The sequence below is a fragment of the Streptomyces luteogriseus genome, assembly GCF_014205055.1.
GTDB lineage: Bacteria > Actinomycetota > Actinomycetes > Streptomycetales > Streptomycetaceae > Streptomyces > Streptomyces luteogriseus.
Genome location: NZ_JACHMS010000001.1, coordinates 517,125 through 532,113, shown reverse-complemented (window position 1 = coordinate 532,113; position 14,989 = coordinate 517,125). Strand labels below are relative to the sequence as shown.

The 14,989-nt window shown below is 73.4% G+C and carries 11 protein-coding genes; 7 read left to right on the top strand and 4 right to left on the bottom strand.

The genetic code is table 11. From position 1 onward, the window contains the following. Positions 1–48 precede the first annotated feature (48 nt). Positions 49–726: a helix-turn-helix domain-containing protein gene (locus BJ965_RS02480; protein ID WP_184907136.1), complete on the top strand. Its 678-nt coding sequence runs from the start codon at positions 49–51 to the stop codon at positions 724–726. Positions 727–780: 54 nt separating this feature from the next. On the opposite strand, the gene BJ965_RS02475 is transcribed toward BJ965_RS02480, so the two are convergent. Beyond that, positions 781–1,239, bottom strand: a complete 459-nt coding sequence (locus tag BJ965_RS02475; protein WP_184907135.1) for a cyclic nucleotide-binding domain-containing protein — start codon at positions 1,237–1,239, stop codon at positions 781–783. A 504-nt stretch (positions 1,240–1,743) separates the two neighbouring features. On the opposite strand from BJ965_RS02475, the gene BJ965_RS02470 reads away from it, so the two are divergent. Next, positions 1,744–1,911, top strand: a complete 168-nt coding sequence (locus BJ965_RS02470) for a hypothetical protein (protein ID WP_246545818.1) — start codon at positions 1,744–1,746, stop codon at positions 1,909–1,911. A gap of 51 nt (positions 1,912–1,962) precedes the next feature. Here BJ965_RS02470 and BJ965_RS02465 read toward each other — a convergent pair whose 3' ends face one another. Both BJ965_RS02465 and BJ965_RS02460 read right to left on the bottom strand, forming a co-directional pair. Next, positions 1,963–3,717 carry an ABC transporter permease subunit gene (locus BJ965_RS02465; RefSeq protein WP_184907134.1) on the bottom strand — a complete coding sequence of 585 codons (1,755 nt, stop codon included), beginning with the start codon at positions 3,715–3,717 and terminating at the stop codon, positions 1,963–1,965. A gap of 3 nt (positions 3,718–3,720) precedes the next feature. Beyond that, positions 3,721–5,235, bottom strand: a complete 1,515-nt coding sequence (locus BJ965_RS02460; RefSeq protein ID WP_184907133.1) for an ABC transporter substrate-binding protein — start codon at positions 5,233–5,235, stop codon at positions 3,721–3,723. Between the two features lie 204 nt (positions 5,236–5,439). On the opposite strand from BJ965_RS02460, the gene BJ965_RS02455 reads away from it, so the two are divergent. The 3 genes from BJ965_RS02455 to BJ965_RS02445 all read left to right on the top strand — a co-directional run bounded on the left by BJ965_RS02455 (position 5,440) and on the right by BJ965_RS02445 (position 10,211). Beyond that, complete coding sequence (locus BJ965_RS02455; protein ID WP_184907132.1) at positions 5,440–6,288, top strand: oxygenase MpaB family protein; 849 nt, start codon at positions 5,440–5,442, stop codon at positions 6,286–6,288. Positions 6,289–6,348: 60 nt separating this feature from the next. Then, positions 6,349–8,571, top strand: coding sequence for a serine/threonine-protein kinase (locus BJ965_RS02450; protein WP_184907131.1), 2,223 nt, complete (start codon positions 6,349–6,351; stop codon positions 8,569–8,571). A gap of 62 nt (positions 8,572–8,633) precedes the next feature. Continuing rightward, on the top strand, positions 8,634–10,211 hold the full coding sequence (locus tag BJ965_RS02445; RefSeq protein ID WP_184907130.1) for a phytoene desaturase family protein: 1,578 nt from the start codon (positions 8,634–8,636) through the stop codon (positions 10,209–10,211). Between the two features lie 47 nt (positions 10,212–10,258). Here BJ965_RS02445 and BJ965_RS02440 read toward each other — a convergent pair whose 3' ends face one another. Beyond that, positions 10,259–12,040 (bottom strand): serine hydrolase, encoded by a 1,782-nt coding sequence (locus BJ965_RS02440; protein WP_184907129.1) that lies wholly within the window; start codon positions 12,038–12,040, stop codon positions 10,259–10,261. 159 nt (positions 12,041–12,199) lie between these two features. Between BJ965_RS02440 and BJ965_RS02435 the strand changes: the two genes are divergently transcribed. Further along, complete coding sequence (locus BJ965_RS02435) at positions 12,200–13,312, top strand: NAD(P)H-dependent flavin oxidoreductase (RefSeq protein ID WP_184907128.1); 1,113 nt, start codon at positions 12,200–12,202, stop codon at positions 13,310–13,312. Then, positions 13,309–14,859 (top strand): acyl-CoA synthetase, encoded by a 1,551-nt coding sequence (locus BJ965_RS02430; protein WP_184907127.1) that lies wholly within the window; start codon positions 13,309–13,311, stop codon positions 14,857–14,859. Before BJ965_RS02435 ends, BJ965_RS02430 begins: the two co-directional genes overlap by 4 nt. The last annotated feature ends 130 nt before the right edge of the window (positions 14,860–14,989 follow it).

Genomic DNA, 14,989 nt, shown 5'->3' with positions numbered 1-14,989 from the left:
AAGTCGTCCCCTACCGGGCGGCCTGACGAAGGAGAGAGGTGACGGGTCATGACCGAACGGGCCTCGTCTCATGCCGTCGAAGGACGCCCGCAGGGTGACCTCGGACGGCGGATCACCCAACGGCGCACGGAACTCGGCCTCAGCAGGCAGGAGGCGGCGACCCGGGCGGGCATGGCGCCCGCCTACCTCGAGTACCTGGAGGAGCGGCCGACCGCCGACCCCGGCGCGGGCACCCTCCTGCGGCTGGCGGGAGCGCTGAAGACCACGGTGCGGCACCTGACCGGTGGCGACACCGACCTGCCGCCCGGACTCGGCCGGGCGGCCCGTACACCCCGGTTCACGGAGCTGACCGAGGCCGAGTGCCGCTCCCTGCTGTCGACCCACGGGGTCGGACGCATCGCCGTGCCGACGGACTCCGGGCCGGTCGTCGTACCGGTCAACTACAGCGTCGTCGACGGCTCGATCGTCTTCCGCACCGAGCCCGGCACGACCCCGGCACAGGCGGACGGCCACCAGGTGGCCTTCGAAGCCGACCACATCGACGAGGCGTTCAGCGAGGGCTGGAGCGTGCTGGTACGGGGCCCCGCGGCGACGGTGACGGATCCGGACGAGGCCGCCCGCCTCGACGAGCAGGCCTACAGCACCCCCTGGGCAGGAGGCCCGCGTGAACTGTGGCTGCGTATCGAGCCCGTCACCGTCACCGGGCGCCGGATCACGGTGACCTGACCGCGGATGCCCCGCAGGCTGCGGACGGAGCGGGACGGACCGGCGGGCCGTCCCTCACATCCGGCTCCCGCTGCCGTAGGGGGCGTACAGGTCGAGCAACCGGATCCGCGAGGCGTGCAGCCGGTGGGCGACCACCCGGCCGACCCAGTCGGCGATCGCCCGGCCGAGCTCGGGGTCTCCGGCGCACATCGTCCGTACCGCTTCCGCGTCGAACTCGTAGGCCCGTACCGGGCTCATCGCCTCCGCGCCCAGATGCCACACGTGCGGCGGGAAGTGCCACGACCAGCCGATCAGCTCTCCGTGCCCCAGGGACTCCACGACAGCCGCCCGCCGGCCGGGGACACGCAGATCGAGGGCTACCGTCCCGGTCCGCACGATCCAGAACCGGTCGGCGCGCCGTCCTTCCTCGAAGATGCGGGTGCCCGTGTCGAAGGACACCTCGCGGGCCAGGAGCATCAGCCGCTCGCGATGCCCGGCTGTGAGGCCTGCGGACAGGTTGGTGGTGGAGGTCATCGCCCGGCTCCCTTCAGCTCCCGCCCGGTCGGACGGCGAGTCCGTCGCGCAGCGCCGTGCTCCTCGGTGTACCGGGACTTCTCGGGCTGCCGACTTCAGCGTGTGCCCGGTCCACTCGGCGCACCACGGGCCGAACGGCCCCTGCCGAGGGCCGATCGCCCCTCGCGTGCGGCTGCACCGGGTGCAACGGTGAGAGTGGGCCCGCACCATGCCGTGCACGAGGCGACGGGAACGATGACGGTGGAACGTCCCCTGGTCGCGAGGGCCGACGGATCGGACGGCAGCCTGCCCGCGGCCGGCCGGCCGGACCCTGGACGAGGCCGCCCGATCCCCCCTGCGGCTGGTGCACGGCTTCCGCTGGGAGCGGCACGAGGGCCGCACCGCGCCGATCGGCCCGGACCGCCCCGCCGGGCAGGTGCGGTCCGGCCACCTCGACGCCTCCCATGGGCAGCAGCGAGAGCCGCGGCTCGGGCGGCGGCAAGAAGCGGCTCACCCCTGTGGGACATGCCCGGCGTGATGATCTCCCCGCACACGGCGGGCGAGACCACCGGTGAACGGGAGGCGCTCGTCGAGGTGTTCCTCGACAACCTCACGCGTCACATCGAGGGCCGCCCCCTGCGCAACGTCGTGGACAAGCGACGCGGATACGTGAGCGGCACGAACCTCTCCTGAAGGCGGACAGCGGGTGCCTGGCCGGGTGGTCACCACTCGGCCAGGCACCCGTTACGCGCCCTTGCGCCGCCCCAGCACGCTGCCCGTCACCGCCAGCACGGACAGCACCACCAGCGCGGCGGCCGGGCCCAGGACGGTCCAGGGGGCCAGTTCGGCGTACGGCTGGTTCTCCGACAGGAGCCTGCCCCACTCGGGGGTGGGCGGCTGTTCGCCCAGACCGAGGAAGCCGAGCGAGGCCAGGACCAGGACGGCCGTCGGCAGCCGCAGCAGTGCGTTGCGCAGGAGGGCCGGCAGGACCGCGGGGAGCAGGTGGCGGCGCAGCAGGTGCAGCCGTCCCGCGCCGAGCGCGACGGAGGCGGCGATGTGACCGCTCGCGCGTTCCTGTTCGAGCAGGGCGGCGGTCTGGGCGGCGTACGGGCTCCAGCCGACCACGCAGACCGCGATCGCCGCGCCCCACACCGAGGGCCCGGTCACGCCCGCGATCAGCAGCCCGGTGAGGACCGCGGGCAGGGTCGACGCGACCTCCGTCGCACCGGCGCTCGCCCGCGGTGCCATGCCCAGCAGGAGTCCGGTGACCGCGCTGACCGCCGTCACGGCGAGGGCGACACCGGCCGTGCGCAGTGCCCCGTGGCCCAGCCGGGCGAGCAGGTCCCGGCCCAGCGCGTCCGTCCCCAGCGGGTGTTCGAGGGACGGGGCCACCAGCCGCGCCGCCGTGTCGACCTGCAAGGGGTCGCGCAGCAGGCCCGCCGTGACGAGGACGAGCAGGGCCACCGCACAGGCCGCGGTGATCCAGCGCAGGGAGCGCGGCGGGACGAGGCGGGGCCGGTGCAGGGTCGGCAGGGCAGCATCGCGCAGGGGGCGGCCGAGGAGGGCGTGGCGCAGGGCCCGGATCAGGACGCCGGCGCTCACCCCGAGCAGGACCAGCGCGAGGGTCGCCGTCTGCAGCACAGGGAGGTCCTGTGCGACGGCGGCGTCGAGGGCGAGCCGGCCGAGCCCGGGGATGTTGAAGATCTTCTCCACCGCGACCGCACCGCCGACCAGGGCCACGACGGTCGGCAGCAGCTGCGGGAGCATGCCGGGCAGGGTGCGGCGCAGCGCGTTGCGGGCGATGTTGCCGGGCGGGAGCCCGACGGCGTACGCCGTGCGCGCCCAGGGTTCGTGGAAGGCGGCGGGCAGCGCTTGGTCGAGGATCCCGCCGAGCATCGCGCCCGACGGGATGCCGAGGGCGAGCGAGGGCAGCACCATCGACTGCGGACCCTCCCAGCCGCTGGACGGGAACCACCCCCACCACACCCCGCACACGGTGGCCAGGACCGAGGCGAGCAGGAACTTCGGCAGCGCGGCCAGGACGGCGGAGGTGGTGCCGGTCCGGTCCTGCCGCAGCCGGCGGCGGGAGCCGAGGAACACGGTGCGGGCACAGACCAGCGCGGCGACCAGGGCGGTCACCATGAGCGCGCCCAGCATCATCGTCAGCGAGACCGACAGGGCGGTCCCCACCTGCGGCATGACCGGTTCACCGGAGACCCACGAGACGCCCGCGTCGCCGCGGGGCAGCCCGCCCAGCCAGTGCCCGAGATGTGCGAACGGCCCCTCGTCCAGCCGCAACTGCTCGCGTACGGCGGCACGTTCCTCGGCTGTCGGGTTCTGGTCGGCGGAACGGGCGCGCAGCACCGTGCGGGCCGGGTCGGCGCCGGTCAGCCACGGCAGCAGGGCCACCGCACCGAGCAGCACGGTTCCGGCGAGCGCACGGCCGGCCGCCGCCGGCCAGCGGGGCGGGCGGGCGGCGGGGGAGTGAGCGACGCTCATGCGCTATCCGAGGTGCGTGTCGACGTCGACGAGTGAGCGCTCGCGCGGATCGAGGATCACGCCCTCGACACCGGCGGCGATGCCCTGCACCGCCTGCTCGTGGACCAGCGGCACGACGGCGTCGGTGCGCAGGATGGCCGCCTCAGCCCGCATGATCTTCTCCCGGCGGCGCTCCGTGTCGCGCTCCGTGGCGGCGGCCCGGATGGCCTTGTCCACCGCGGCGTCCTTCAGCCCGGCGATGTTGTAGACGCCCTCGCTGGTGAAGTCGCTCGCGAGGTAGTCGACCGCGTCACCGGTGTCGAGGAGCGTCACCCGGGAGAAGACGAGGGCGTCGTACTTCCCGGCGAGCAGGTCGGCCTCCATCTGCGTGTACTCGCGCACGTCCTGCTTCACGGTGAACCCGGCCTTCTCCAGCTGCTGCTGGAGCACGGTCGCGGCCTCGGGGAGCTCGGCCCGGTTGGTGTAGGTGGCCAGCCGCAGCGTCCTGCCCTTGGTCTCGGCCTTCACCTGCGCGGTGGTCGCCGCCTCGGCACGGCCGGTCGCCTCCACGCGCTTGCCGGCGGCCCACGGCACGGCGGGCCCGAACAGGCCCTGCGCCGGGTCGGCGTAGCCGCCGAAGACGGAGCCGACGAGGGCGGAGCCGTCGACGGCCTCGCGGGCGGCCGCGCGCAGGCCGGCGTCGGTGAAGAGGCCGCTGCCGGTGTTGAGGACCAGGCTGTCGGTGCGTACGGAGGGCACCTCGTGCCGTGTGTCCTTGTCGAGCAGCTTCGCCTGGGCGGTGGGGATCCACTCGGCGATGTCGGTCTCGCCGCCGCGCAGCGCGTTGGCGCGGGCGGTGCCGTCCGCGATCCAGCTCACGTCGATGCCGGGGGCTTTCGCCTTGCCGCCCCAGTAGCCGTCGAAGCGGTCGAGTTTCGCCTTGGTCTTGCCGCTGAGCCGGGTGATCTCGAACGGGCCGGTGCCGGTGCCGACCGGGCTGACGGCGCCGTCCTCGCCGTACGCCCTCGCCGACAGGATCGCCAGTGCCGGGCTGGCCAGCCGCAGCGGCAGCACGGGGTCGGGCGACTTCGTGGTGAGGGTGACGGTGTCCGCGTCGTCGGCTTTTGCGGTGAGTGTCACGTCGCTGAGCACTCGGGGCTTCGGTGTGGCGGCGCCCGCATGGTCGAGCGCGTCGACGACGGACTGGGCGGTGAGTTCGGTGCCGTCCTGGAACTCGGCCTTGCGCAGCTCGAAGGTCCAGGTGGAGTCGTCGTCCTGCTTCCAGGACTTCGCCAGCGCGGGCTTGGCCGTGCCGTTCTTGTCGAGAGCGGTGAGGCCCTCTGCGACGGACAGCTTGCTCAGCACGGTGGCGTCGTTGCTGTAGGGGGACAGGGCCTGCACGGGGGGAACGGCCATGGCGATCCGCAGCCGGCCGTCCGATCCCGCCCCGGCACTGTCGCTGTCGCCCGGCGCGAAACAGCCGGTCAGCACAGGGACGAGAGCGAGCGCCGCTATGAGGCCGCGGGAGGTGGTGCGCATGTCGGATCCTGTCGTGCGGGGGTCGGGCAGGCAGCTGAGGCCCGTCCGGGGCTTGATCGGCGGCGTCAGCATATAAGGGGAGCCTTACCAAACCTCAACCGGGTAGGTGAAAGCTCAACGAATGGACGGTCGCGGTTCCCATGAGGGGCTCTCGACCTGTTGTTCGCCCTGTGCCATCGTGTGGGCCGGGCGGAGGTGGGGCGCATGACCGGCGCGGACCCGGGGCTGTTCGGTCCCGAATCGGTGACCTGGCAGGTGCACAGTGACCCCGTGATGTGGATCGCGGGCGTCCGGGCGCTCTACCTCCAGGCCCTGCACCCGCGGGCGGTACGCGGGGTCATGCAGAACTCCGACTTCCGGCGGGACGCCTGGGGCCGGCTGATGCGCACCGCGAGCTTCGTCGGAACGACGACATACGGCACCACCGAGGCCGCCGAGCGCGCCGGTGCCCGGGTCCGGAAGATCCACCGCATGCTGACCGCGACCGACCCGGACACCGGCGAGCACTACGGCGTCGACGAACCCGCCCTGCTGATGTGGGTGCACTGCGCCGAGATCGACTCGTATCTGCAGGTCGCGCGCAGGTCAGGACTCCGGCTCACCGACGCCGAAGCCGACCGGTACGTGGCCGAACACCGGGTGAGCGCACGCCTGGTGGGCCTGGACACCGACGCCGTACCCGCGAACCGGGCCGAGATGGCCGAGTACTTCGAGAAGGTGCGCCCGGACCTGGCCGCCGGCCCCGAGGCACGCGCGGTGGACGACTTCCTGCTCCGCCCGCCGGCCCACCCGCTCCTGGTACCGGCGCGCGAGGTGCTGTGGCGGCGCGTGGCACATCTGGCGTACGCCACTCTGCCGCCGTACGCCCACGAGTTGTACGGCAGACCGGCCCCCGATCCGGCCACCGTCACCCGCCAACTGCGCCTCGCGGGCCTCCTGCTGCGCCGCATCCCCACACGTGTGCGGTGGCAACTCCCGCCCAAACACATTCTGCGGGCGATGGCGAGGCTCGGCCCCGACGCGCGCCCGGCACCGTACAAACTCGGACGATAGGCCGCCATACTGGGTGGGCCAGGGGCGGGCGGACAGCTACCGGGGGGAGCGTCGCGCGACATGGGGGACAGCAGACTCATCCAGGGCCGGTACCGGCTGCTCGATCTGATCGGGCGCGGCGGCATGGGCGAGGTGTGGCGGGCGCAGGACGAGTCCCTGGGCCGGCACGTCGCCGTCAAGTGCCTCAAACCGCTGGGCCCGAACCACGACCACGCCTTCACCCGGGTGCTGCGGGAGCGGTTCCGCCGCGAGGCCCGGGTGGCCGCCGCGCTCCAGCACCGCGGCATCACCGTCGTCCACGACTTCGGTGAGTCCGACGGCGTCCTCTACCTCGTCATGGAGCTGCTGGACGGACGCAACCTCAGCCAGCTCCTGGAGGACAACAAGCAGCACCCGCTGCCGGTCGCGGACGTCGTGGAGGTCGCCGAGCAGGTCGCCGCGGCCCTCGCCTACTGCCATGAACAGGGCATCGTCCACCGGGACCTGAAACCCGCGAACATCATGCGGCTGGGCGACGGCACGGTGAAGATCTGCGACTTCGGCATAGCGCGACTCGGCCACGACATCGGCTTCACCTCACGGCTGACCGGCACGGGCATCGCCATGGGGACCCCGCACTACATGTCCCCGGAGCAGATCAGCGGCACCGAGGTCGACCAGCGCAGCGACCTCTACTCGTTCGGGTGCGTGCTGTACGAGATCGCCACCGGCGTACCGCCGTTCGACCTCGGAGACGCCTGGGCGATCCTCGTCGGCCACCGCGACACCCCGCCCCGGCCGCCGCGCGAGCACCGCGCCGAACTGCCCGAGTACCTGGAGCGGGTCGTCCTCGACCTGCTCGCCAAGGAACCCGGGCAACGGCCCGGCGACGCCCGCGAACTGGCCCGCCGGATCAGCGCCCACCGGGGCGCGCCGGTGTACGTGACCGCCGTCGCGGCGGCCCGCCCGGCTTCCGGCGGACCGGCCCGGCTGCCGTCCTGGACCCGCGGCATGACCACCGGCCACAAGGCGACCGGCACCGCACTGCGCAGCACACCCCCGGACCCGGCGGCCGGACTGTCCGGCGAGTGGATCGCACGACCCGCCACCGGTCCGGTCGTCGCGGAACCCGTCCCCGCGGAGCGGCCCGCCCCGCCCACGGAGGTCCTGACCGCCCTGGCCGGCCGGCACAACGCGGGCCTGAGCCTCGGCCGGCTCGGCCGCTGGACGGAGGCGGGCGAGGTGCACCGGGGGGTCGCAGCCGAACGCGAGCACCTCCTCGGCCCCGACCACCCCGACACCCTCTCCAGTCGCTACGAGGTCGCCTTCACCCTCAGCCGCACCGGCCGCGCCGCGGACGCCCTGCGCGCGTACAAGCACGTCACCGAGGCCAGGATCCGCACCCTCGGCGCCGATCACCCCGACACCCTGGCCGCTCGACAGGAGATGGCCTATGTGCTCGGCCGGCTGGGCCGCGCCTTCGATGCCCACCGCGTCTACACCTCGGTGCTCACCGCCCGCGAGCACCTCATGGGCCCCGACCACCCCGACACCTTGCGCTGCCGCCACAACCTCGCCTTCAACCTCAGCCGCCTCGGCCGCCTGGAGGACTCGTACCGCATGGCCCGCGAGGTGGCCCGGGCCCGCGCCCGCGTGCTCGGCCCGGACCACCCCGACACGCTCGTCACCCGCTACGAAGTCGCCTACGCCCTAGGCCAGTTGGGCCGATGGGCCGAAGCCCTGGAGACCTACCGCGAGGTCGCCGAGGCTCGCGGTCGCGCCCTCGGTCCCGACCACCCCGACACCCTCGCCGCCCGGCACGAGATCGGCATCAGCCTGGGCCGCCTCGGCCGCAGCGCGGAGGCCCTGGACCTCTACGGCGCCCTGGCCGCGGACCGCACCCGCAGCCAGGGCCCCACCCACCCCGAGACCCTGCGCGCCCGCCACGGCCGCTGTGTCAACCTCGGGCGGCTCGGCCGCTGGGAGGAGGCCCTCGCCGAATCCCGTGCGGTGGCCGCCCTCCGCGAGCAGGTCCTCGGCCCCGAGCACCCGGACACCCTCGTCAGCCGCCGCGAGGTCGCCGTCGGTCTCGGCTGGCTGGGCCGCTGGGCCGACGCGCTCACCGAGTACCGGCGGGTGGCCGCCGCCCGCGAACGCGTCCTCGGCGCCGACCACCCCGACACCCTCGCCAGCCGCAACGACGAGGCCCACTGCCTGGAACAGCTCGGCCGCGGCGCCGAGGCCGTGGCCCTGTACCGAAGAGTCGCGGCCCTGCGCGAGCAGCGGGCCGCGGCGGGGCGCTGACCCCCGGCCGAGCAGGCAGGCGCCGTCTGGCCGACCCGGATCACCCCGTGTTACCAAGAACCATGACCGCACCCGAGGGACCCCGCGCACACCGGACCTACGACGCCGTCATCGTGGGCGGCGGCCACAACGGCCTGGTCGCCGCCGCCTATCTGGCCCGGGCCGGCCGCTCCGTGCTCGTCCTGGAGCGGCTGGACCACACGGGCGGCGCGGCGGTGTCCACCCGGCCCTTCGCCGGGGTCGACGCCCGGCTGTCCCGCTACTCGTACCTGGTCAGTCTGCTGCCCAAGAAGATCGTCCGGGACCTCGGCCTGGACTTCCGGGTGCGCACCCGGACCGTCTCCTCCTACACACCCGCCGAGCGCGACGGCCGGCCCACCGGACTCCTCGTCGGCGGCGGCGAACGGCGCACCCGGGAGGCGTTCGCCCGGCTCACCGGCTCCGACCGTGAGTTCCGGGCGTGGCAGGAGTTCTACGGCATGACCGGCCGCGCCGCCCAGCGGATCTTCCCGACCCTCACCGAGCCGCTGCCCACCCGCGACGGGCTGCGCCGCCGCCTCGACGACGATGAGGCCTGGCGGGTGCTCTTCGAGGAACCGATCGGCGTCGCCGTGGAGGAGTGCTTCGCGGACGACCTGGTGCGCGGCGTCGTCCTCACCGACGCCCTGATCGGCACCTTCGCCGACGCGCACGACCCCGCCCTGAAGCAGAACCGCTGCTTCCTCTACCACGTGATCGGCGGCGGCACCGGTGACTGGGACGTGCCCGTCGGCGGCATGGGAGCCCTCACCGACGCCCTCGCCGACACGGCCCGCGCGGCGGGCGCCGTCCTCGCCACCGGCCATGAGGCGCTGCGCATCGCCACGGACGGCCGAACCGCCGAGGTCACCTACCGCACGGCCGACGGCGAAGGCACCGCCGCAGCCCGGCACGTCCTGGTGAACGCCTCACCCCAGGCCCTGGCGGAGCTGACCGGCGACCCTGCCCCGGCATCCGCCGAGGGCGCCCAGCTGAAGGTCAACATGCTGCTCAAGCGGCTGCCGCGGCTGCGTGACAGCTCCGTCGACCCCCGCGAGGCCTTCGCCGGCACCTTCCACATCGCCGAGGGCTACGAGCAGTTGGCCGCCGCCCACGCCCAGGCCGCCGCCGGTCACCTGCCGGCCGCGCCGCCCTCCGAGATCTACTGCCACTCGCTCACCGACCCGACCATCCTCGGACCCGGCCTGGCCGAGGAGGGCTACCAGACGCTCACCCTCTTCGGTCTGCACACCCCGGCCCGGCTGTTCGAGCGGGACAACGACGCCGTGCGCGAGGACCTGCTGAAGTCGACCCTCGCCCAGCTCGACACCCACCTGGCCGAACCCCTCGCCGACTGCCTGGCCACCGACGCCGACGGACGCCCCTGCATCGAGGCCAGGACGCCGCTCGACCTGGAGCGGGACCTCGGCCTGCCCGGCGGCAACATCTTCCACCGCGAGCTGAGCTGGCCCTACGCCCAGGAGAGCACCGGACGCTGGGGCGTGGAGACCGGGCACGCGAACGTGCTGCTGTGCGGGGCGGGAGCGGTGCGCGGGGGCGGGGTGAGCGGGGTGCCGGGGCACAACGCGGCCATGGCGGTGCTGGAGAACACCCCCGAGTGACCCGTCCTCGGCCGGCCGCCTCGACCCATTCCCGGGACCGGCCCTCCTCAGTCGGCCTCTCGCGTCCACCCCACTGCCTTCAGGCGTGCCGCGTCCGCCGGGCGCGCCTCGTCGAACAGGACGCCCCCGGCCGCCTCCACGCGCAGCCCGTCCACGTAGCAGCCGCGTCCGACGTACAGCCGGTCCGTCGCGTAGCGCCAGCGCAGGAAGAGCTCCCCCGCGGCCGGGAGGCCGGCGGTGAGCCGGTGCCAGACGCGGCCGGACCAGCCGGTGACCGAGCCCGCCGGGTGCTGCTCGGGGCCTTGGCCGCGGCGGGACGTCGTGAACGGCACCGGCTCCCAGGTCGTGCCGCCGTCGGTCGTGGCCTCCAGGACCAGGACGTCGGCCGTGGGTTCGGTGTCCCACCACAGCGCGCAGCGCAGCCGTGCGCGGCCGGCCGAGGTGTCGAGCGCGGGGAGCGCGAGGGTCGCCGTCGTGGAGACCGCCATGCCGGAGAACCAGGCCGTACGCCCCCGCGCCGGACGGACCGGCACGGCCCGTGCCATGGTGTTCGCCGCGGCCACCCTGGGCGCCGACCCGGACCGCCAACTCCGCACCGGATGGACCGAGTTGCCGAGGACGACCAGGAACGAGTCCGTCGTCGGGTCGAGCACCAGCGAGGTGCCCGTGAAGCCGGTGTGCCCGGCGGTGCGCGGCGTGGCCATCGCGCCCATGTACCAGTGCTGGTAGAGCTCGAAGCCGAGGCCGTGCTCGTCCCCGGGGAAGGCGGTGTTGAAGTCCGTGAACATCAGCTCCACCGACTCCGGCGCCAGGATCCTGGACCGCCCGTAGACACCGCCGTTGAGCAGCGTACGGCCGAGGACCGCCAGGTCCCACGCGTCGGAGAACACGCCCGCGTGGCCCGCGACGCCGCCCAGGCTGAAGGCGTTCTCGTCGTGCACCTCACCCCACACCAGACCCCGGTCCAGGCCGGACCACGGGGCGCGCGCGTCCTCCGTGGCCGCGATCTTCGGCCGCCACGAGGCGGGCGGGTTGTAGCGGGTGCGGCGCAGGCCGAGCGGCGCGGTGATCTCGTCGCGCAGCAGGACGTCCAGGGCACGGCCCGTGACCCGTTCCAGCACGAGCTGGAGCGAGATCAGGTTCAGGTCCGAGTACAGGTACGCCGTGCCGGGTGCGCTGACCGGCTTCTCGTTCCAGATGAGCTGGAGCTTCTCCTCGTGGGTGGGCGCGCTGTACAGCGGGATCCAGGCGCGGAACCCCGAGGTGTGGGTGAGGAGCTGACGGATCGTGATGTCCTGCTTGCCCGCGCGTGCGAAGTCCGGCAGGTACGAGGCGACCTTCGCCTCCAGCTCCAGCGCGCCCCGCTCGATCTGCTGCACGGCGAGGATCGAGGTGAACAGCTTCGACACCGACGCCAGGTCGAAGACGGTGTCCTCGGCCATCGGGATCTGCTCGCCGGGCGGGAACTCGACGCCGGAGTCGGTCTTCTCGTCGTAGGCCCGGTAGCGCACCGCCATGCCGATGGGCCGGTGCAGGGCGACCGTGCCGCCACGTCCGGCGAGCAGGACGGCGCCCGCGTACCAGGGGTGCTTGGGGGAGGGGCCGAGGAACGCCTCCGCGTCGGTGACCAGTCGGCGCAGGTGGGAGGAGAGCAGTCCGGCGCGTGCGGCGGAACCGTGCCGCAGGGTGGGGCGGTGGCCGGTCGTCGCCGGGGACGCCCCGGCCGGCCCGGCGGGCAACGGGGCGAGTGCGAGCGCACCACCCAGGGCCAGTCCCGCTCTGCCCAGTTGACGCCGGGTCAGTTCGCCGCTCGCCGCTCTGTCGGTCACCGCGTCCCCCTTCGCCTCTGCCGACTCGCCTGTCCCCTGAAGTATGTCCGCCGCCCGCCTCCGCCCATAGACCGCACGCGGGAACCAGCCGGGTCCTGAATCTGACGGAGCATCAGAAAACCCCTTCCGTCCTCCGGAGGACTCCGGCATCCTGCGCCCATGCAGACGGAGCTGAGCCAGACACTGGGAATCGAGCACGCCGTCTTCGGCTTCACGCCGTTCCCCGCCGTCGCCGCGGCCATCAGCCGGGCCGGCGGCTTCGGCGTGCTCGGCGCGGTCCGCTACACCGACCCCGACGAACTCACACGCGACCTGGACTGGATCGAGGCACACGTCGACGGCAGGCCGTACGGCCTGGACGTCGTGATGCCGGCGAAGAAGGTCGAGGGCGTGACGGAAGCCGACGTCGAGGCGATGATCCCCGAAGGGCACCGGCAGTTCGTCCGGGACACCCTCGCCAAGCACGGTGTGCCCGAGCTCGCGGAGGGCGAGGCGGCCGGCTGGCGCATCACCGGCTGGATGGAGCAGGTCGCCCGCAGCCAGCTCGACGTCGCCTTCGACTACCCGATCCGGCTCCTCGCCAACGCCCTCGGTTCCCCGCCCGCCGACGTCATCGCCCGCGCTCACGACCAGGACGTCCTGGTCGCCGCACTCGCGGGCAGCGCCCGGCACGCCCGCAAGCACCGGGACGCCGGGATCGACATCGTCGTGGCGCAGGGCTACGAGGCGGGCGGCCACACCGGCGAGATCGCCTCCATGGTGCTGACCCCCGAAGTCGTCGACGCCGTCGCCCCGATGCCCGTCCTGGCCGCCGGCGGCATCGGCAGCGGACAGCAGGTGGCCGCCGCACTCACCCTCGGCGCCCAAGGCGTGTGGCTCGGCTCCCTCTGGCTGACCACCACGGAAGCGGACCTCCACTCGCCCGCCCTGACCCGCAAACTTCTCGCGGCCGGCTCCGGCGACACCGTCCGATCCCGCGCCCTGACCGGCAAACCGGCACGCCAGTTGCGCACCGAGTGGACCGACGCCTGGGACGACCCGGCCGGGCCCGGCACCCTGCCCATGCCCCTGCAGGGTCTGCTGGTCGCCGAAGCCGTCTCGCGCATCCAGAAATACGAGGTCGACCGGCTGCTCGGCACCCCGGTCGGCCAGATCGTCGGCCGGATGAACAGCGAACGCAGCGTCCAGGCCGTCTTCGACGACCTCACCCGCGGCTTCGAGCAGGCCGTGGACCGCGTCAACCGCATCGCCGGAAGGAGCGGACAGTCGTGAGCACACCCCCCGTGGGCTTCTGGGCCCAGGCCGCACAGCACCCCGACCGGAAGGTGCTCGTCGCACCCGACGGCGAGGAGTGGACCGCCGGACGCCTGCACGCCGCCGCCAACCGGCTCGTGCACGGACTGCGCGCGGCCGGGCTGGAACGCGGCGACACCTTCGCGGTGGTCCTGCCCAACGGCGTCGAGTTCCTCACCGCCTACCTCGCCGCCAGCCAGGCCGGGTTCTACCTCGTCCCCGTCAACCACCACCTGGTCGGCCCGGAGATCGCCTGGATCGTCTCCGACTCCGGCGCCAAGGTGCTCCTCGCCCACCAGCGCTTCGCCGACGCGGCCCGCGCCGCCGCAGACGAGGCCGGCCTGCCGGGCACCCACCGGTACGCCGTCGGCACGGTCGAGGGATTCCGCCCGTACGCCGAACTCCTCGACGACCGGCCCGAGTCGGCGCCCGCGGACCGCACCCTCGGCTGGGTCATGAACTACACCTCGGGCACCACCGGCCGCCCCCGCGGCATCCGCCGCCCGCTGCCCGGCAAACCGCCGGAAGAGGCGTACCTCGGAGGCTTCCTCGGCATCTTCGGCATCCGGCCGTTCGACGACAACGTGCACCTGGTCTGCTCGCCGCTCTACCACACGGCCGTCCTGCAGTTCGCCGGTGCGTCCCTGCACATCGGCCACCGGCTGGTCCTCATGGACAAGTGGACGCCCGAGGAGATGCTCCGCCTCATCGACACCCACGGCTGCACCCACACCCATATGGTCCCCACCCAGTTCCACCGCCTGCTGGCCCTGCCCGGCGAGGTCAAGGACCGCTACGACGTCTCCTCCATGCGGCACGCCATCCACGGGGCCGCGCCCTGCCCCGACCACGTGAAGCGGGCCATGCTCGACTGGTGGGGGCCCTGTGTGGAGGAGTACTACGCCGCCAGCGAGGGCGGCGGCGCCTTCGCCACCGCCGAGGACTGGCTGAAGAGGCCCGGCACCGTCGGCAAGGCCTGGCCCATCAGTGAGCTCGCGATCTTCGACGACGACGGCAACCGGCTGCCGCCCGGTGAACTGGGCACCGTCTACATGAAGATGAACACCGGCGGCTTCTCGTACCACAAGGACGAGGCCAAGACCCGCAAGAACCGCATCGGTGACTTCTTCACCGTCGGCGACCTCGGCCACCTCGACGAGGACGGCTACCTCTTCCTGCGCGACCGCAAGATCGACCTGATCATCTCCGGCGGGGTCAACATCTACCCGGCCGAGATCGAGTCGGCCCTGCTCGCCCACCCGGCCGTCGCGGACGCCGCCGTCTTCGGCATCCCGCACGACGACTGGGGCGAGGAGGTCAAGGCGGTCGTGGAACCGGCCCCCGGACACCGGCCGGGACCCGCCCTCGCGGCCGACCTCCTCGACCACTGCGCCCACAGGCTCGCCGGATACAAGCGGCCCAGGTCCGTCGACTTCATCACAGAGATGCCCCGCGACCCCAACGGCAAGCTGTACAAGCGGCGGCTGCGGGAGCCGTACTGGGAGGGCCGGACGCGACCGGTGTGAGGCGACGTCGCGGCTTTGGCCGCGGGACAGAGGGCCGGCGTCGTCCTCCGATAGGTCCTCGGGCGTCCTCCGGCCGATACCCGGCCGGAGGACGCCTTCCCGGCGTGACGGCATGACGATCGCGACCGAA